Genomic DNA, 17,934 nt, shown 5'->3' on the forward strand with positions numbered 1-17,934 from the left:
GGTGATCGGGCTTTGACACCCTGGGGCAGGTGACCGCAAGCCTGAACCGGATCCGCGCCTTCCTGGCGGACCGCGAGCCGCCGACACCGTGCCTGGTCGTCGACACCGACCTGGTCGCGGAGCGTGCGGCCGCGGTCTCGGCGGCCTTCCCGGACGCGCTGATCCGTTACGCGGTCAAGGCCAATCCGGCTCCCGAGGTACTCGACGCCGTGGCGTCGACCGGCGCGGGATTCGACGTGGCGGGTACGGGCGAGATCGAGCTGTGCCTGTCCCGGGGCGCGCGGGCGGCGGACCTGGCCTACGGCAACACGATCAAGAAACCGGCGGACATCGCCTTCGCCCACGAGCGCGGGGTCCGTGAATTCACCACGGATTCCGCCGGCGATCTGGCGAACCTCGCCGAGCACGCGCCCGGTTCGCTCGTCTCGGTCCGCCTGCTGACCGGCGGCCCGGACTCGGTCACGCCGTTCGGCCACAAGTTCGGCTGCGAGCCCGCGGTGGCCGCAACCCTGCTCCGCAAAGCCGTGGAAGCGGGACTGCGGCCGGGAATCGCGTTCCACGTCGGCTCGCAGCAGCCGGATCCGGCCGCCTGGGAGATCGGGATCGCGACCGCGGCCAAGGTCGCCGCCGACGCGGGCGTCGTACCGGAGCGGCTCAACATCGGCGGCGGTTTCGCCACCGAGCACCGGGAACCCGTGCCGTCGCTGACGGACTACGCGGAGGTGATCCACGCCGCCCGCCGGGAACATCTGCCTGAGCCGGAGCTGCTGCTGGAACCCGGCCGCGTGATCGTCGGCGACGCCGGGCTCATCAGGACCGAGGTCGTCCTGGTGACGACCCGCGCCGCGGCCGACGAACGCCGCTGGGTCTACCTCGACGTCGGCAGGTACAACGGGATGGCGGAGTGCGAGAACGAGGCCGTCGCGTATCGGCTGGAGGCCGTCGGCGTCAAGGGACCGCAAGGACCGGTGGTCCTCGCCGGGCCGACCTGCGATGGTGACGACGTGCTGTACCAGCGGACGCCGTGCGCGCTGCCGATGTCGTTGAAGGCGGGCGACCGGCTGGACATCCCGGGCACCGGGGCGTACACCGCCAGCTATTCGTCCGTCGCCTTCAACGGAATCGAGCCGTTGCGTACTCATTGTGTGGGGAGGTTCGCCGATGCCGGGTGAAATGCCACTCGTCGGCCGGTTCGCCGGCCGCCACGTACTCGCGGAGTTCGAGGGGATCGAGCCGTCGTTGCTCGACGACGCCGTGCTCCTCAAGAAGACCCTCGCCGAGGCGGTGACCGAAGCAGGCGCGACGGTCTGCGAAGTCGTGTCCCATTCGTTCGCCCCGCAGGGGGTCACCGTGCTCGCGCTGCTGGCGGAATCACACGCGTCGGTGCACACCTATCCGGAGATCGGCTCGGTGTTCGTGGACGTGTTCACCTGCGGCGACCGGGCGGATCCCGAACGCGCGGTCACCCTGCTGGCGAAGATGCTGGGCGCCGGGACCGTCCGGATGTCCACCGTGGACCGAGGAGAGAACTGATGGCGCAGCGAGTGATCGTCGAGCCGATGGGCGCGGGGCTCACCCGGAACTGGGACGTCGAGGAGGTCCTGTTCGAGGGCCGCACCGCGTTCCAGAACGTCCTCATCGGACGGACCGCGCAGGGGATCTCCCTGTTCTGCGACGACGAACGGCAGAGCACCGAACTGAGTCAGCTCGTCTACCACGAGGCGCTGATGGTTCCTTCGCTGCTGCTCGCCGAGCGCGTCGAACGGGTGCTGATCATCGGCTCCAGCGAAGGGGTCGCCTCCGAGCTCGCGGTCGCCGCGGGTGCCGAGGTGGTCGATCATGTCGACATCGACGCCGAGGCGGTGCGGGCCTGCGCCGAGCATCTTCCCTACGGCTACACGCTCGACGATCTGGCCCGTGCCGAGCGCGGAGAGGGGAAGATCCGGATCCACTACCGCGACGGCTGGGAGTTCCTCGCCGAAGCAAGGGAGCGCGGGGAGTCCTACGACGTGGTCGTGATCGACCTGCCGGACGAGAACGACGATCCGGAGGCGCAGCACAACCGGTTGTACGGTACCGATTTCCTGGCCCGGTGCGCGGAATTGCTCACCGACGGCGGAGTGGTCGGGTGTCAGGCCGGCTGCCCGACGCTGTGGCGCAATCAGACCTTGAGCACGTCGTGGCGCCGGTTCACCGAGTCGTTCGGGACCGTTCTCTACTACGGTTCGGACGAGCACGAGTGGGCGTTCCTGAGCGGCAGGGCCGACGCGCTCGAAGATCCCGGCGCGCTCGTCGCGGAGAAGATCGGCAAGGCGGGCATCGGCGAGTCCACAATGGACGAAGACGCGTTGCGGGCCAACACGGTCCCACCGTTTTCCCTGCGGCGGCACTGAGAACCCCGGCGACCGTTACCCGGTCGAGATCAACGGTCGTCGCCGTCTGTGACGCCGTCGATACAGGATCCTCCATCTGGTCGTTGCCGCTGGTCGCGGTGGGGGCCAGAATCGCTCGGGTGAACAGCTGGCGAGCAGACCGGGAGCCCGCGGTCTGTGCCGCCTTCGCGAGCTTGACCGCGAGTGTCACGGAAGATCTCGAGCCGGATCGGGTCGTGGACACCTTGTCCAAAGAATGCGCACGGCTGCTGCCGATCGATTCCACCGAGGTCTTCCTGCCGGGCCTCGAACTCGAACGCCATCCCGCGGTGGTCGACGAAGGCCCCGCGCGCGAGTCGTACGAAACCGGGAACGACATCGCCGTCCACGACCTTTCCGCGGAGGTTTCGCGCTGGCCGGGTTATGTCGCCAAAATGGCGGAGAAGGGTTTTGCCGCGGTTTCCGCGCTCCCGTTGCGCACGATGGACGAAACCGTCGGTGCGATCGCCTTCCTCAGTGCCGGAACCGTGGTCTTGAGTGCCGAAGACCGCCGCCTTGGCCGGGCGCTCGCCGACGTCGCGACGTTGTGTCTCCTGCAGCAGCGGGAGTTACGCCACTATCGGAGGCTTTCCGAGCAGCTGCAGACCGCGCTCGACAGCCGGATCATCATCGAACAGGCGAAAGGCATGCTCGCCGAACGCGTCGGTGTCGATGTCGGCGCCGCCTTCCAGCGCTTGCGTTCCTTCGCCCGCAGTACCAACAGGAAGCTGTCGGAGGTCGCGCGCGGCGTCGTCGAAGGCACACTGGACGCCAGGGAACTCCGGCAGCGGCACCGGTCACGACCGCCGGAAAAGGCGGACAAGGACGGGTAGGGCCGTTCGTCACCGGAAGAGGGGACTTCTCCCGGACGATGCGCGACCGTGCGGCCCTAGGACGCGAGGGCGGAATCGGCCAGGCTTCACGCAGCTGAAGGGTGCGGTGAAGTCATGGCATTGTTGGGAAGTCTGCGGGTGCGGAGCCGGTCGGTGCGGCCGAGCCTGCTTCCGTTGCTGGAGTTGAGGTCCGCGGCATTGACCCTGCGGTCCGGGTATGGGCTGGCGCCCACCGGGTCGGGGACGGTCTGCTTCGTCGCGGAAGGGCGTCCGGGCGAGGGGACGGAGGCGGAGTTCGTCGCCGGGCTCGCCGGGGATTCCGCCCGTCGTAACGTGGTCAACCACGATGGGCTCGGGCGGACGATCGTGCGCTGCTGGCGGGAGAACGGCGACCTCGGCTGCTTGCTCGACGACCTCGCCGACGTCAACGAGAGGCTGGCCCAGGCCGGGTTCGCGTCCTGGTTGCTGCACACGACGGTCGACTTCGCCGAGTTGCGCGACATGCGCCATCCCAAGCTGACCATGGTCTATCGCCGGGAGCGCGGCACCTTCTACCCGTACGCGCCTCGCGGGACCAGGGGCCGGGACAGGGCGATGGAACTGAAGATCCGCTCGTCGCTGACCCGGATCGTGCCGATGGAGTCCGACATCGGCCGGTGGCGCCCGGTGTGACGGGCACCCGCCCGGTCAACCGGGCGCGCCGCTGAGCCAGCCGCGCAGCCGCTGGACGCGGCGGTCCCGCGGGTTCCATCCCGGGAAACGGTGCCTCGACCGCGTGGCCAAAGCCGCGCCGTCGAGATGCCGGATCGCGGTCAGGACGTCGTCGAGCAGCGAAGCGTGCGTTTCGGGCTTCGCCACGCGCTCCGGCAGCCGCTCGAGTGCGGCCGCGGCCCGTGCCCGGCGGGCGACGGCAGGCGAGCCGGGACGGCGGCGGGTCTCGCAGATCCTCGTGGTCACGTCCCGGTCACCCTTCCCGTGTTCTCGGTCCGGCAGTCGTCACGTACGACGATGAGCCACCGGGGGCCGTTCCGGTCACCGCCGAAGGTTGTGCCATCGAGGGCACAAAGACCCCACTCGGTCGCCGGATGCGTACGGCGGGTCACGGGTTGGCCTCGAAACGACGGGCGGGGCGGGGACGATGGGAGAATGCGCCGGCCTCCGGCCGTATCACGCGTGCTCGAAGCCGTAACTCGCGTGCGTCAGGCCGGATCATGCGTGCTTGAAGTCGTAACTCGCGTGCGATCCGGCCGCGGGCGTGTTGCGCCTTCAAGCACGCGAGTTACGACTTCAAGCACGCGTGTTGCGTCCCCAGGCACGCGAGTTCGCCGGGAGTACCGGCCCGTGGATTCGCACGAGGGTGAATGCGGTCGTCGGCGGGATCGATTCGCGGGAATCTGCAGGACAATGGTCGACGCGAGACCACGATCGACGGAGAAGGTGCATGCCGAACCCGACCTCCCCGCAGCCCGTGCCCCCGGCCGCGGCCCCGATCCGGGTGCTGCTCGTCGAGGACCACAAGATGGTGGCCGAAGCGCTGGGCGCGGCCTTCGAGGAATTCCCGGAGATCGACCTGGTGGCGTCGGTGGAGTCCTTGGCGCACGGGCTGATCGCGGCGGAAGAGCACCTGCCCGACATCGTGCTGCTCGATCGGCGGCTGCCGGACGGCGACGGGATCGAAGCCATCGCCGGGTTCCGCGCGATCTCGCCGTCGAGCAGGGTGCTGGTGCTGACCGGCGACGCGAACAGTGCCATCGCCGCCAGGATCCTGGAGGTCGGCGGGGCCGGGCTGCTGCTGAAATCCGGTCTCCTCGACGAACTGGTCACGGCGATCCGGACCATCGCGGCGGGCGATGTGGTGATCGACCCCGAACTGCTCAGCGGCGCGCTGGCCATGCTGGCCGGCAGCCCGGGCAGGCTCGGGCCGGTGCTCACCCTGAGAGAACGACAGGTGCTCGGGCTGATCGCCGAAGGCGCGGGAACCGACCGGATCGCCGAAGAGTTGCGGCTGGCGCGGAATACCGTGCGGAATCACGTGCAGCGGATCCTGGTGAAGACCGGCACCCATTCGAAACTCGAAGCCGTGGCGCACGCACGCAAGAATGGCCTCCTCGAACGGCCGTAGCGGGGAGACGTACCCGAGTGCCAAGCTGCACTATGGCCATGCTGCCATCGGAACAGTCGCCTGATCGCCGCAGCGCTGTGCTCTTCGAGTTGTTCATGCACAGCGTCGTCGACTACGCCATTTACCTGCTGGACGTCGATGGTCGCGTGATCAGCTGGAATCCGGGGGCGGAGCGGATCAAGGGCTATTCCGAGGACGAGATCCTCGGCCGTCATTTCTCCGTTTTCTACACCGAGAAAGACGTCGCCGACGGCAAGCCCACCTCGGAGCTGCTGGTCGCCGCCGAGATGGGGAGTCACGAGGACGAGGGCTGGCGTGTCCGGCGCGGCGGCGCACGGTTCTGGGCCAACACCGTGATCACCGCGTTGCGGGACGAACAAGGCCACCTCGTCGGTTTCGGCAAAGTCACCCGTGATCTCACCGAACGCCGGAAAACCCTGGAGGAAAGGACCGAGCGCCGGCTGGCCTTCGCGCATTTGGTTCGGGCACAGGAAACCGAACGCCGCCGTATCGCGTGGGATGTTCACGACGATTCCATTCAGTCGATGATAGCGGTGAGCATGCGGTTGCAGATGCTCGCCGCGCAGCGGCGGGATCCCGCTTTGCTGCAACTCGACGAAGCGATCCAAGGGGCGATCCGGCGATTGCGGATCCTCGTCGCCCAATTGCGGCCGCCCGCGCTGAACGACGAAGACCTGATCGCTTCCGTCCGCGACTACCTCGACGAGGTGGTCGCGGGCTGGGGACTCGACTGCGCACTGCGGCACGATCTCGGTGTCAAGCCGCCGCCCGACCTCGTCGTCACCGCCTTCCGGATCCTGCAGGAGGCGTTGGTGAACGTGCGCAAACACGCGAACGCCACCTCTGTCGAGGTCTCGCTGACCGGCCAGAACGGCGGGCTGCTGGTGACGGTCGCCGACGACGGCGACGGGATGAAGGCGGACGGCGAGAGCGCGCACGAAGCGTTGTCGGGCGAGCACATCGGCATGGCGTCGATGCGTGAACGTGCTGAAGCGGCGCAAGGCTGGTTCCGGATCTCCAGCAGACCCGGTGAAGGTACGTCGGTGACCTTCTGGATCCCGCTGGGCCCTCCCCACGGGTAGTCAGGACAAGGAGGCATCTCGATGCCGGAACCGGGAAGCAAGCGTGGATCGAGAGAGCCGGTCCGGGTGAGCGGGGCGATCGACGACCAAGGCCTGCAGCGGCTGCTGGAGGGCCTGAAAGCCGTTCGCGACGGGGATTTCAGCACCCGGCTGCCCCAGGTCGACGACGTCCTGATGGACGAGATGGCGCTCGTCTTCAACGGGATGGTCGATCAGCTGGCGTTGTTCACCTCCGAGGTCACCCGGGTGGCGCGCGAGGTGGGGACCGACGGGAAGCTCGGCGGCCAGGCGGCGGTGCCCTCGGTTTCGGGGACCTGGAAGGACCTCACCGATTCGGTGAACGCGATGGCGGGCAACCTCACCGGTCAGGTCCGCGACATCGCCGAGGTCGCGACGGCGGTGGCGAAGGGCGATCTTTCCCAGAAGATCACCGTCGACGTCAAGGGCGAGATGCTCGAGTTGAAGAACACGATCAACACGATGGTGGATCAGTTGTCGTCGTTCGCGGACGAGGTGACGCGGGTGGCCCGCGAGGTCGGCAGCGAAGGACGGTTGGGCGGGCAGGCGGAAGTCCCCGGAGTGGCGGGGACGTGGCGGGATCTGACGACGTCGGTGAACTTCATGGCGGGCAACCTGACCGATCAGGTGCGGTCGATCGCCGAGGTCACCACGGCGGTGGCGAAGGGCGACCTTTCCCAGAAGATCACCGTGGACGCGCGTGGTGAGATCCTGGAGTTGAAGAACACGATCAACACGATGGTGGATCAGTTGTCGTCGTTCGCGGACGAGGTGACGCGGGTCGCGCGGGAGGTCGGCACCGAAGGAGCCCTCGGCGGGCAGGCTCAGGTGCCCGGGGTGGCCGGCACCTGGCGGGATCTGACGACGTCGGTGAACTTCATGGCGGGCAACCTCACCGCGCAGGTCCGCTCCATCGCCCAGGTGGCCACGGCGGTGGCGAAGGGTGATCTGTCGCAGAAGATCACCGTGGATGCGCGGGGCGAGATCCTGGAGCTGAAGAACACGATCAACACGATGGTGGATCAGTTGTCGTCGTTCGCCGATGAGGTGACGCGGGTGGCGCGGGAGGTCGGCACCGAGGGGCGGTTGGGTGGTCAGGCGGACGTCAAGGGCGTGTCGGGTACCTGGAAGGGCCTGACCGAGTCGGTCAATGTCATGGCCGACAACCTGACCGATCAGGTGCGGTCGATCGCCGAGGTCACCACGGCGGTGGCGAAAGGCGATCTGTCACAGAAGATCCGCGTCGACGCCCGTGGCGAGATCCTGGAGCTCAAGGACACCATCAACACGATGGTCGGCCAGTTGTCGTCGTTCGCCGATGAGGTCACGCGGGTGGCGCGGGAGGTCGGCACCGAGGGGCGGTTGGGTGGTCAGGCGGACGTCAAGGGTGTGTCGGGTACCTGGAAGGGCCTGACCGAGTCGGTCAATGTCATGGCCGACAACCTGACCGATCAGGTGCGTTCCATCGCCCAGGTCGCGACCGCGGTCGCCAGGGGTGACCTGTCGCAGAAGATCACCGTCGAGGCCAAGGGCGAGGTCGCCGCGCTCGCGCAGACGATCAACACGATGGTCGACACGCTGTCGGCGTTCGCGGACGAGGTCACCCGCGTGGCGCGCGAGGTCGGTACCGAGGGCATCCTCGGTGGGCAGGCCAGGGTGCCGAACGTCGCCGGGACCTGGAAGGACCTCACCGACAACGTCAACTCGATGGCGAACAACCTCACCGGCCAGGTCCGCAACATTGCCCAGGTGACCACCGCGGTCGCGCAGGGCGACCTGTCCCGCAAGATCGACGTCGACGCCCGCGGCGAGATCCTGGAGCTCAAGACCACCATCAACACGATGGTCGACCAGCTTTCCGCGTTCGCCGCGGAGGTCACGCGCGTGGCGCGCGAGGTCGGCAGTGAGGGGCGGCTCGGCGGCCAGGCCGAGGTCGAAGGCGTTTCGGGCACCTGGAAGCGGTTGACGGAGAACGTCAACGAGCTGGCCGGGAACCTCACCCGCCAGGTCCGGGCGATCGCCGAGGTCACCAGCGCGGTGGCCACCGGCGACCTCACCCGGTCGATCTCCGTCGAGGCACAGGGCGAGGTCGCGGAGCTGAAGGACAACATCAACGCGATGGTCCAGTCGCTGCGCGAGACCACGCGGGCGAACGAGGAACAGGACTGGCTCAACAGCAACCTGGCGCGGATCTCCGGCCTGATGCAGGGACACCGGGACCTGCGGGTGGTGGCCACGCTGATCATGAACGAGCTGACCCCGCTGGTCGGCGCCCAGCACGGGACGCTGTTCCTCACCGAATCCGGTGATCAGGGCACCCGGCTGCGGCTGATCACCAGCTACGGGCACAGCGAGGACCCGGACACACCCGCGGATTTCGCCATGGGGCAGTCGCTGATCGGCCAGGCCGCGCAGACCAAGAAACCGATCGTGGTCGACCGGACGCCGCCGGGTTTCGTGAAGATCTCGTCGAGCCTCGGCTCCGCCCCGCCGGTCACCCTGATCGTGTTGCCGATCGTGTTCGAGGACCAGGTGCTCGGGGTCATCGAACTGGCGTCGTTCGGTGAATTCACCGCCGTCCGCAAGGATTTCCTCGAACAGCTGATGGAGACCATCGGGGTCAACGTCAACACGATCATCGCCAACGCGCGGACCGACTCGCTGCTGGAGGAGTCCCAGCGGCTCGCCGAGGAGCTCCAGGCCCGCTCGGAGGAACTCCAAGCGCAGCAGGCGAAACTCCAGGTGTCGAACGCGGAACTGGAGGAGAAGGCCGAACTCCTCGCGCGGCAGAACCGGGACATCGAGGTGAAGAACTTCGAAATCGAGCAGGCGCGCCAGGAGATCGAGGAACGCGCGCAACAGCTCGCGCTGGCTTCGAAGTACAAGTCGGAGTTCCTGGCGAACATGTCGCACGAACTCCGTACCCCGTTGACCAGCCTGCTGATCCTCGCCGGGGTCCTGTCGCAGAACTCGACCCAGAACCTGACGCCCAAACAGGTCGAGTTCGCCAAGGTGATCCAGTCCGCGGGCACCGACCTGCTGCAACTGATCAACGACATCCTCGACCTGTCGAAGGTCGAGGCGGGCAAGATGGACATCCACCACGAGCCGTTCCCGCTGCGCCAGCTGCTCGACTACGTCGGCACGACCTTCCGTCCGCTGACCGCGGAGAAGGGGCTCGACTTCCAGGTCACCGTCGAGCCGAACGTGCCGGAACTGCTCTTCACCGACGAGCAGCGGCTCCGGCAGGTGCTGCGGAACCTGCTGTCGAACGCCGTCAAGTTCACCGAAGACGGCAGTGTCGAACTGCGGGTCAAACTGGTCGACACCGTCGTTTCGCCGTCGGGGGCGCTCCCGCACGAATCACTGGTGGCCTTCAGCGTCATCGACACCGGGATCGGAATCGCCGAGGAGAATCTCGAATCGATCTTCGGGGCCTTCCAGCAGGCCGACGGCACCACCAGCCGCAAGTACGGCGGCACCGGCCTCGGCCTGTCGATCAGCCGGGAGGTCGCGTACCTGCTCGGCGGTGAGATCCGGGCGGACAGTGTGCTGGGGACGGGCAGCACCTTCACGCTCTATCTGCCGGTGGCCAGGTTCGCCGGGCCCGCGAGCCTGGACGAGTCCACTGTGGACAAGCCGGGCGCGGAGCGGCGGGTCCTGGTCGTGGAGGGCGAGCGGAACAGCCTGCTGACCTTGCTCGCCCGCGGTGTCGCGGCCGACGTCGCGGACAGCCACGGCTCGGTCCAGGTCCGTGCGGTGGCCGATCCGGCGGAAGCGTTCGAGGAGGTGAAGCGGGAGAGCTACCGCTGCGTCGTCCTCGACACCAGCATCCCCGGGACCAGCGCGTTGAGCTTCCTCAAGCGGCTCACCGAAGGGCCGGAGCCCGTCGAGGTCCCGGTGCTGGCGTACGCGACGCGCAAGCTCAGCGCCGCGCAGGACCGGTTGCTGCACGGGCACGCGAAGGTGCATCCGGTCGAACTGCTGCCGTCGCTGGACATGCTGCGGGAACGCATCATGCTGCACATCTCGGCCAGCGAACTCGAAGGCATCCTGCCACTGATGCAGCAGCCGGAGGAGACGGTGCCGTCGCCGGACGACCAGCCGTCCGGGCCGCCCGCCGGCCCGCCGCGCCTGCAAGGGCGCAAGGTCTTGCTCGTCGACGACGACCCCCGCAACGTGTACGCGATCTCGGGGATGCTCGAACTGCACGGACTGTCGGTCGTGCACGCGCCCAACGGCCGCAAGGGTATCGAGGAACTGCTGGCCGACGACGGCATCGACCTGATCCTGATGGACGTGATGATGCCGGAGATGGACGGCCACGCGACGACCGCCGCGATCCGCGAGATGCCGAAGTTCGCCGGCCTGCCGATCATCACGGTGACCGCGAAAGCGATGGAAGGGGACCGGGAGAAGAGCCTCGCCGCCGGGGCCAGCGATTACGTCACCAAACCCGTGAACGCGGAGGAACTGCTGGCGTGCATGGAACGCTGGCTCGCGGATTGAGCGGCGGGCTACTCGGTCCCGTTGGCGCTGTTCGCGCAGACGCGGCGGATGGCCGCGACGATCTCCGTGTTGGGACTGCCCTTCACGAGGTATTCGGTGACGCCCGCGGACGCCATCTGGGCGATGGACCGCGTGTCGCTGTGCGCGGAGAACGCCATCAGCCGCGTATGAGGCACCCGGCGCCGGATCTCCCGGGCCATCCACGCACCGCCTCCGCCGGGGATCCGCACGTCCAGCAGGGCGACCTCCGGGGCCAGCAGCTCCGCGAGCGCGACCGCTTCACCGGCGTCGAGCGCGACGGCGACCACCTCGATATCCGGTTCGGATTCCAGGAGGGCGCGCAGGGCGTCGCCGATGACCGGGTTGTCGTCCGCGACGAGCACCCGGAGTCTGGGGGGCGGCGTTCGGTTCATCACCCGGTCCGAGCCCGCGCGGTCTGCGGCTCCGGTGGTGGTCGCGGGCCCCCCGCCGAACTTGGCGTGACTCAGCAAGAGATCCGGCGGTCGCCTTCGCTGGGCTGCTCGATGAGCGTCCTGGCGACGTCGTGGATCTTCATGTTGTTGTTGCGGCAGAACGAACGCAGCAGGTCGAACGCCGCGTCGATGTCGATCTGGTAACGCTCGGCGAGAATACCCTTCGCCTGTTCGATGGGCAGCCGGTGGTCGAGCGCGTACTGGAGTTGCTCGGCGCGGGCCCGGTAGAAGCGGATGCGGTCGCGCATGGCCACGAGGTCGTCGGCCGGGTCGGAAGATCCGGCCGAGGGGGCCGGCGAAAGCGTGGTCTCGGACATGGGGTGATCGTCGCAGCGGCCGGGCTGCTCCGGAAGAACAGAACGTCCTGACTCGAATGATGCAAATGAACCTGGTCCGGTCGGCGGCAGCCACTCGAACGGGCGCGGAACAGGGCCCTTTGGCCCGTCGCCGTGACCGGCCGTGCGCCGTACGCTCACATCCGAGGAGGGAAACCGTGGAGGTCGGAATGCTCCGGGTGTTTCTGGTCGACGATCACGAGGTGGTCCGTCGAGGGGTCGCGGACATGCTCGAGGAGGACGCCGACCTGTGCGTCGTCGGGCAGGCAGCCACGTTTTCCCAAGCGCTGGCGAGGATTCCGGCTCTGCGGCCGGATGTCGCCGTACTCGACGTGCGGCTGCCGGACGGCAACGGCGTCGAACTCGCCAGGGAACTGCGCTCCAAGATGCCCGAACTGAAATGCCTGATGCTCACGTCCTACACCGACGAGCAGGCGATGCTGGACGCGATCATGGCGGGCGCCAGCGGATTCGTCATCAAGGACATCCGGGGGATGGACCTGGTGACGGCGGTCAAGGACGTCGGCCTCGGCCGGTCCTTGCTGGACACGCGGGCCGCCGCGACGCTGATGGCGAAGTTCCGCGACGACGCCGCCAAGAAAGGGCCGCTCGCCGGGCTTTCCGACCAGGAACGCACTCTGCTGGAACTGATCGGCGAGGGACTGACCAACCGGCAGATCGCCGAGCGGATGTTCCTCGCGGAGAAGACCGTGAAGAACTACGTGTCCCGGCTGCTGACGAAACTCGGGATGCAGCGGCGTACGCAGGCGGCCGTGCTGGCGACGGAACTGCGGCGGCAGTGAAAGATCCGGCCCGGCTCAAGCGGAAATGAGCGTGTCGAGCAGCATCTCCTCCAGCGGGCGCCGGGGCGTCCACGGCAGCGGCGACCCGTAGCCGACCCGTAGCAGCACCTGCGGCCACACCCCGCAGCCGAGGAGCCGCCGGAGTTCGGCACGAGCCTCGCGCACCATGATCGGCGGCGAGATGAACGACGCGTCCAGACCCGCGCAGGTCGCGGTGAGCAGGACCCGTTGCAGTGCCTGGCCGGCCTGCAGCCGGTCGAGCCGTTCGTCGGTCAGCGATCCGATCACCACCACGAGCGGGGACGGCGTGCCGCCGTGAGCTTCGCCGAATTCGTCGAGGAGCCAGCTTTCGTCGGCGGGGGAGCCCTCCAACGCGTAGGACGGCACCCCGTCGCGAGTGCTCGCGTCCAGACCGGTCCAGCGGCCGAGTTCGGCGATGAACGCGGGATCGGCGAGTTGCTCGCGGCGGGCACGGGCGGTGAGGTCCCGCAGCAGCCGGCCCTGTTCGGCGTCGAGGCTCGACATCCACGCGTGCTCGAGTTCGGTCGCGTGACGGAGCGCGGTGAGGGTGGTCTTCGGGACGACGTTGGACACGAACGGCCGCCGATTGGTACGACGGCGAGAGATCGCGCGGGCCAGCCCGACGACCTTCGGATCCGGGGTGCGCTCGGCCAGCGGCCGGACGACCGCCAGCAGATCGGGATCGGTGCGGCTCGGCATCAGGGTCGTCGCCGGATGGAAGCCCAGTGCGTGAATCGCCGTCCGGAGCGTGAAGAGGGCGGCACCGCACGAGAGAACGATTTCCCGGCCGTCCGGATCCGTGGCGGGCAGGATCCGGCGCGGATCGGCGTGAACTTCGATCCCGGTGCCGGTACATCGGAAGAGCCAGGGCTGGGTGTTGTGCGTCGACGGGGCCAGCGTCGCCGACCGGAGCACGGAATTCACCTGTTCGGAGTTCAAGCGTCCGACCCTGGTGACTTGTATGGTCATGGTTTCCCCCGCCGCCGCGCCACGGGCAATAAGGTTGTCTCGTGAGACGGTCCCCGCCCGCGGTGCGGGGCCGAAAGAGGAGAAAGTCACCACGGCCGCGACTCGTCCCGATCTTCGGAGGCGCAGCAGGATGTCGGCTCATGACCGGCTGAGCGGAAACGACGACCGGATCACCGGTGCCCTTTCCCAACTGCGGGTTCGTGAGGTACTGCGAGACCTCCAGGACCGCATCGAACGGCTCATCGGCACCCGCGACAAGATGGACGGCCTGCTCGAAGCGGTCCTCGCGGTCGCGTCGGGGCTGGAACTGGACGCGACGCTGCGCCGGATAGTGCAGGCGGCGATCGAACTCGGCGAAGCCACTTACGGCGCGCTCGGGGTGATCGCGGACGACGGATCGCTCGCCGAATTCGTCTATCTCGGCATCGACGGCGAGACGAAGGAGCAGATCGGGCATCTCCCGAAGGGGCACGGGCTGCTGGGTTTCGTCATCGACGAGGCGAAACCGGTGCGGCTGGCCGACATTTCGCGGCATCCCGCGTCGGTCGGGTTCCCGCCTTGTCATCCGCCGATGCGGTCGTTCCTCGGGGTGCCGATCCGGGTGCGCGACGAAGTGTTCGGAAATCTCTACCTCACCGAGAAACGCGGGGAAAGTTTCACCGACGACGACGAAGTGGTCGTCCAGGCGCTCGCCGCCGCGGCCGGGATCGCGATCGAGAACGCCCACCTCTACGAGCAGACGCGGATCCGCCAGCGGTGGCAGGCCGCGACCAGTGAGGTCACGACGGAACTGCTGGGCGGAACCGATCCCGTCGACGCGCTCAACCTGATCGCGGGCCGGGCACTCGAACTGACCGGTTCGGATCTCACCCTGCTGGCGTTGCCCGGTCCCGGACGGCTCGACGTCAGCCCGGACGGGGAGGACGAGGCCGACGAACTCACCATCGCCGTCTGCGCGGGCGCACGGGCGGCCGACCTGACCGGCGTGCGGATCACCGTCGCCACTTCGTTGCCGGGGGCGGTCTACCGTGACCGGACCCCGCGCAGTGTGCCCGAACTCGTGCTCGGCGACGAGGGGGAGTTGTGCCTCGGCCCGACGCTCGTCGTACCGCTCCGGGCGCGGGAGCGGACGTCCGGCGTGCTGATGGCGGTGCGGAACCCGGGCGCCGTCCCGTTCGAGCTCGCCCAGTTGCCGGTGGTGGCCTCCTTCGCCGACCAGGCCGCGCTCGCGCTGCAACTGGCGGCGCGGCAGCGCACGGCCAGGGAACTCGACGTACTCGCCGACCGCGACCGGATCGCCAGGGATCTGCACGACCACGTGATCCAGCGGTTGTTCGCGGTCGGTCTCGCGATGCAGAGCACCCACCGCCGCGCGGACTCGCCGGAACTGCGGCGGCGGATCGGCGAAAGCATCGACCAGATGCACGAGATCGTGCACGAGATCCGCACGGCGATCTTCGATCTCCACGGCGGCGAGGCGGGCCAGCGGGGAGTGCGGCTGCGGCATCGGCTCTACGACTCGATCGCCGAACTCACCGACGACACCCCCACCCATCCGACGGTCAGCCTGTCCGGGCCGCTCGACTCCATTCCGCTCGCCTTCGCCGAACACGCCGAAGCGGTGGTGCGGGAAACGGTCGGCAACGTGGTCCGGCACGCGCGGGCGAGCGCGGTTTCGGTGAGCGTCGCGGTGAAGGACGACGTCCTGCGGATCGTCGTCACCGACGACGGCACCGGGATCTCCGGTGAGCCGGGGCCCGGCGGGTTGCGGAATCTGCGCGATCGCGCGGAAAGATCGGGTGGGACGTTCCGGGCGGAGACGAAGGAAGGGGGCGGAACCAAGGCCGAGTGGTCCGCCCCCCTGCGCTGACCGCGGTCAGTTCGTCGACTGGGCGGTGAGGATCCCGTCCACCTCGACCGAGCGGGCGACGTCGGAGGCGACGGTCTCCAGCAGTTCGGCGGTGAGGTCGGAAAGCGCACGGGTCACCGCGAGATAGGAGCCGATCTGGGAGGCCGATCCGTTTCTCAGCCCGGCCTCCGCGATTCCGACACCGACGAACTCGCCGCCGTCTTCGAGCCGGAGCAACGCTTCAGCGCGCACCCGGTACGGCTCGTGCTGCAGGGAAACGTCGATCGTCCACTTGTCCGTCATCGTCGGCTCCGTTCCGGTCATCGAGACTCCCATCACCGCCGTTCGTGGTACAGGGTCCTTGGTCCTCGCTCCCGGAATCGGGGGCGAAAGTCCTCGGAATTCGTGACCGGCGGCCGTTGCGGTCGCCGGGTACCCCGGCCGAAGGTGGACCAACCCTCGTCTTCGGAGAGAGACCACGATGAGAATCCCGTTGCCGACTCACGTCGATCAGGCGGTGGCGGCCGCCGTCCGCGCGCCGTCCCCGCTCAACACCCAGCCGTGGCGGTTCGTCGTCGACCGGGACCGGATCGAGGTGTGGCTCGACCGCGGCAGGGTGCTCCGGATCGCCGACCCGGACGCCCGCGAGGCGCGGCTGTCGTGCGGCGCGGCGATGTTCAACCTGATGATTTCGTTGCGGTCCAACGGCAAGACACTTGCGCTGCGGGTGCTGCCGAAGCCGGACGAACCCGATCTGCTCGCCGAACTCGAGATCGATGGCGACCGGTTCTCCTCGCCGGAGGAGCGGAGGCTGGCCGAAGTCGTCTTCCGGCGGCACACGAACCGCCGTCCGTTCCTGGACCGGCCGGTGCCCGTGTGGGCGCGGACGACGTTGCGGGCGGCCGCGCTCGTGGAGGGCGGGCTGCTGGAGCTGTTCGGGCGTGGTGACCGGGCGAACGCGGTCGCGCGCGTGCTGCACCGGGCCGAGGCCGCGCAGGCGCGCAACGGCGCGTTCCAGGCGGAGGTCGCGTTGTGGACCAGGCGGACGGCGAACGCGCCGGACGGAGTGCAGGCGCCGACCGGGCCACCGCCTGCGCACCGTATTCCCGCGCAGGAGTCCTTCGTCACCGCCGAGTCCAAGTCTGAGGGCGGTGAGCCGGTGCTCGGCGCGGTGCTGACCGCGGACGGCGGGCCCGCCGCGGATCTTCGGGCGGGCATGGTGCTGCAGCGGGTCCTGCTGACGGCGACGGCCGCCGGCCTCGCGACGTCGTTCGTCGGCAGGCCGTTCGAAACCCCGGAGACCCGGGCCGCGATGGACCGGATCTTCGCCGATCTCGGCAGGCCGCACACGGTGGTGCGTTTCGGGTACGGCCGCCCGGTGCCGATGACGGCCCGCCGCCAGGTCGGCGAAGTGCTGCTCCGGCGGTCAGAGGCCAGCCTCTGACCTGGGATCATCTCGTCGACATCCACGTTTCGGGCCGCCGCCACCTGTCCGTCACCCTGGACGGGTTCGGTTCTCCCCATGAAGATCATGCGGAAATCCTTGGCGGCGCTGGCCGTCGTGGGCCTTTCGGTCGCGGCGTCCGCGCCGGCGGTGGCGGACGCGGGCGCACGCGATCGCGGGTCGATCGTCATCACCGAGCAGGCGTCCAAGCGGATCCTGGTCCTGCCCGCCGACCGGGCCTCCTGGCAGAACCGGAAGCTGAGCTGGGCGTGGGCGCCGAACGCCGGCAACGGGCTGGCGGACCTGGTGGGTTCGTGGAGCAACCCGAGCGACGCGAAGCTCGCCGAGCGAGGTGGCGAGAAGTACCTGCTGACGTCGGCGTCGGGCGGTTTCGCCGCCGTCGTGCCCTATCCGGCGGGCGACCGGGCGTACTGGGCCGCGAACGTGGGCGGGCCCGCCAACCCGCACAGCATCGAACTGCTGCCGGACGGGAACGTCGCGGTGGCGGCCAGCACCGGTGGCTGGGTGCGGGTCTACACCGCTTCGCAAGGGCAGCGTTCGACGACGTACACGGAGTACCGGCTGGTGGGGGCGCACGGCGTGGTGTGGGACGCCGGGCGGAACGTGTTGTGGGCGCTGGGCACCGACGCGCTCGTCGCGTTGGACGTCGGCGGCTCGCCCGCCGCGCCGGTGCTCACCGAGCAGCGGTCCGTGGCGGTACCGAGCAAGGGCGGGCACGACCTTCAGCCGGTCCCCGGCCGCCCGGATCTGCTGTGGGTGACCACGGAAGCGGGGGTGTACCAGTTCTCGAAGACGAGTGGCGGGTTCAGCCGGCGCTACGCGGGCGCGCGGGAGATCGACCGGCCGCATGTGAAGAGTGTGTCGACGAACCCGCGGACCGGGCAGATCCTGACCGCCTCGGTGCAGGAAGGTCACCTGTGCACGTGGTGCACGGACACCGTCCGGCTGGCCTTTCCACGCGCCGAGCTGGCGCTGCACGGCGCGTGGATCTACAAGGCCCGCTGGTGGATCGGTTGAGCTGAA

Annotated in this window: 17 protein-coding genes; 12 read left to right on the forward strand and 5 right to left on the reverse strand. The window is 68.7% G+C overall.

Annotated features, from left to right (window positions below; all coding sequences use genetic code 11):
- Positions 1 to 29: 29 nt before the first annotated feature.
- The 5 genes from CVV72_RS06490 to CVV72_RS06510 all read left to right on the forward strand — a co-directional run bounded on the left by CVV72_RS06490 (position 30) and on the right by CVV72_RS06510 (position 3,916).
- Positions 30 to 1,172, forward strand: a complete 1,143-nt coding sequence (locus CVV72_RS06490) for a type III PLP-dependent enzyme (protein WP_219151505.1) — start codon at positions 30 to 32, stop codon at positions 1,170 to 1,172.
- Positions 1,162 to 1,533: an adenosylmethionine decarboxylase gene (speD, locus tag CVV72_RS06495; protein WP_219151506.1), complete on the forward strand. Its 372-nt coding sequence runs from the start codon at positions 1,162 to 1,164 to the stop codon at positions 1,531 to 1,533. The genes CVV72_RS06490 and speD overlap by 11 nt, the downstream gene beginning before the upstream one ends.
- The gene (locus tag CVV72_RS06500) at positions 1,533 to 2,393 is read left to right on the forward strand and encodes a spermidine synthase (RefSeq protein WP_219151507.1); all 861 of its coding nucleotides are present in this window, start codon (positions 1,533 to 1,535) and stop codon (positions 2,391 to 2,393) included. Before speD ends, CVV72_RS06500 begins: the two co-directional genes overlap by 1 nt.
- A 119-nt stretch (positions 2,394 to 2,512) precedes the next feature.
- Complete coding sequence (locus CVV72_RS06505; protein WP_255632555.1) at positions 2,513 to 3,244, forward strand: GAF and ANTAR domain-containing protein; 732 nt, start codon at positions 2,513 to 2,515, stop codon at positions 3,242 to 3,244.
- A 114-nt stretch (positions 3,245 to 3,358) separates the two neighbouring features.
- On the forward strand, positions 3,359 to 3,916 hold the full coding sequence (locus CVV72_RS06510) for a hypothetical protein (protein ID WP_255632556.1): 558 nt from the start codon (positions 3,359 to 3,361) through the stop codon (positions 3,914 to 3,916).
- Positions 3,917 to 3,931: 15 nt separating this feature from the next.
- On the opposite strand, the gene CVV72_RS06515 is transcribed toward CVV72_RS06510, so the two are convergent.
- Positions 3,932 to 4,201 carry a hypothetical protein gene (locus CVV72_RS06515; protein ID WP_219151508.1) on the reverse strand — a complete coding sequence of 90 codons (270 nt, stop codon included), beginning with the start codon at positions 4,199 to 4,201 and terminating at the stop codon, positions 3,932 to 3,934.
- 484 nt (positions 4,202 to 4,685) lie between these two features.
- Between CVV72_RS06515 and CVV72_RS06520 the strand changes: the two genes are divergently transcribed.
- From CVV72_RS06520 to CVV72_RS06530, 3 genes are read left to right on the forward strand one after another with little or no spacing between them, the layout of a single operon-like run.
- A complete protein-coding gene (locus tag CVV72_RS06520; RefSeq protein ID WP_219151509.1) occupies positions 4,686 to 5,366 on the forward strand; it encodes a response regulator transcription factor in 681 nt (226 codons plus the stop codon).
- A gap of 32 nt (positions 5,367 to 5,398) precedes the next feature.
- Entirely contained in the window at positions 5,399 to 6,469 is a 1,071-nt protein-coding gene (locus CVV72_RS06525) for a PAS domain S-box protein (RefSeq protein ID WP_370641863.1), read from the forward strand.
- 21 nt (positions 6,470 to 6,490) lie between these two features.
- Complete coding sequence (locus CVV72_RS06530; protein WP_255632558.1) at positions 6,491 to 10,996, forward strand: HAMP domain-containing protein; 4,506 nt, start codon at positions 6,491 to 6,493, stop codon at positions 10,994 to 10,996.
- A gap of 8 nt (positions 10,997 to 11,004) precedes the next feature.
- Here CVV72_RS06530 and CVV72_RS06535 read toward each other — a convergent pair whose 3' ends face one another.
- Both CVV72_RS06535 and CVV72_RS06540 read right to left on the reverse strand, forming a co-directional pair.
- Positions 11,005 to 11,409, reverse strand: coding sequence for a response regulator transcription factor (locus CVV72_RS06535; RefSeq protein ID WP_241783371.1), 405 nt, complete (start codon positions 11,407 to 11,409; stop codon positions 11,005 to 11,007).
- A gap of 71 nt (positions 11,410 to 11,480) precedes the next feature.
- Positions 11,481 to 11,786 (reverse strand): ANTAR domain-containing protein, encoded by a 306-nt coding sequence (locus CVV72_RS06540; RefSeq protein ID WP_219151510.1) that lies wholly within the window; start codon positions 11,784 to 11,786, stop codon positions 11,481 to 11,483.
- A gap of 188 nt (positions 11,787 to 11,974) precedes the next feature.
- On the opposite strand from CVV72_RS06540, the gene CVV72_RS06545 reads away from it, so the two are divergent.
- Entirely contained in the window at positions 11,975 to 12,607 is a 633-nt protein-coding gene (locus CVV72_RS06545) for a response regulator transcription factor (protein ID WP_219151511.1), read from the forward strand.
- A 15-nt stretch (positions 12,608 to 12,622) separates the two neighbouring features.
- Here CVV72_RS06545 and CVV72_RS06550 read toward each other — a convergent pair whose 3' ends face one another.
- A complete protein-coding gene (locus CVV72_RS06550) occupies positions 12,623 to 13,597 on the reverse strand; it encodes a nitroreductase family protein (protein ID WP_219151512.1) in 975 nt (324 codons plus the stop codon).
- A 130-nt stretch (positions 13,598 to 13,727) separates the two neighbouring features.
- On the opposite strand from CVV72_RS06550, the gene CVV72_RS06555 reads away from it, so the two are divergent.
- Complete coding sequence (locus CVV72_RS06555; protein ID WP_219151513.1) at positions 13,728 to 15,467, forward strand: GAF domain-containing sensor histidine kinase; 1,740 nt, start codon at positions 13,728 to 13,730, stop codon at positions 15,465 to 15,467.
- A gap of 6 nt (positions 15,468 to 15,473) precedes the next feature.
- Here the strand turns inward: CVV72_RS06555 and CVV72_RS06560 are convergent, their stop codons facing one another.
- Positions 15,474 to 15,770 carry a dsRBD fold-containing protein gene (locus CVV72_RS06560; protein WP_034308013.1) on the reverse strand — a complete coding sequence of 99 codons (297 nt, stop codon included), beginning with the start codon at positions 15,768 to 15,770 and terminating at the stop codon, positions 15,474 to 15,476.
- 157 nt (positions 15,771 to 15,927) lie between these two features.
- On the opposite strand from CVV72_RS06560, the gene CVV72_RS06565 reads away from it, so the two are divergent.
- Both CVV72_RS06565 and CVV72_RS06570 read left to right on the forward strand, forming a co-directional pair.
- A complete protein-coding gene (locus CVV72_RS06565; RefSeq protein WP_219151514.1) occupies positions 15,928 to 16,890 on the forward strand; it encodes a hypothetical protein in 963 nt (320 codons plus the stop codon).
- 78 nt (positions 16,891 to 16,968) lie between these two features.
- The gene (locus tag CVV72_RS06570; RefSeq protein ID WP_219151515.1) at positions 16,969 to 17,928 is read left to right on the forward strand and encodes a DUF6528 family protein; all 960 of its coding nucleotides are present in this window, start codon (positions 16,969 to 16,971) and stop codon (positions 17,926 to 17,928) included.
- Positions 17,929 to 17,934 lie beyond the last annotated feature (6 nt).

Source organism: Amycolatopsis sp. TNS106, assembly GCF_019330265.1.
Lineage (GTDB): Bacteria > Actinomycetota > Actinomycetes > Mycobacteriales > Pseudonocardiaceae > Amycolatopsis > Amycolatopsis lurida.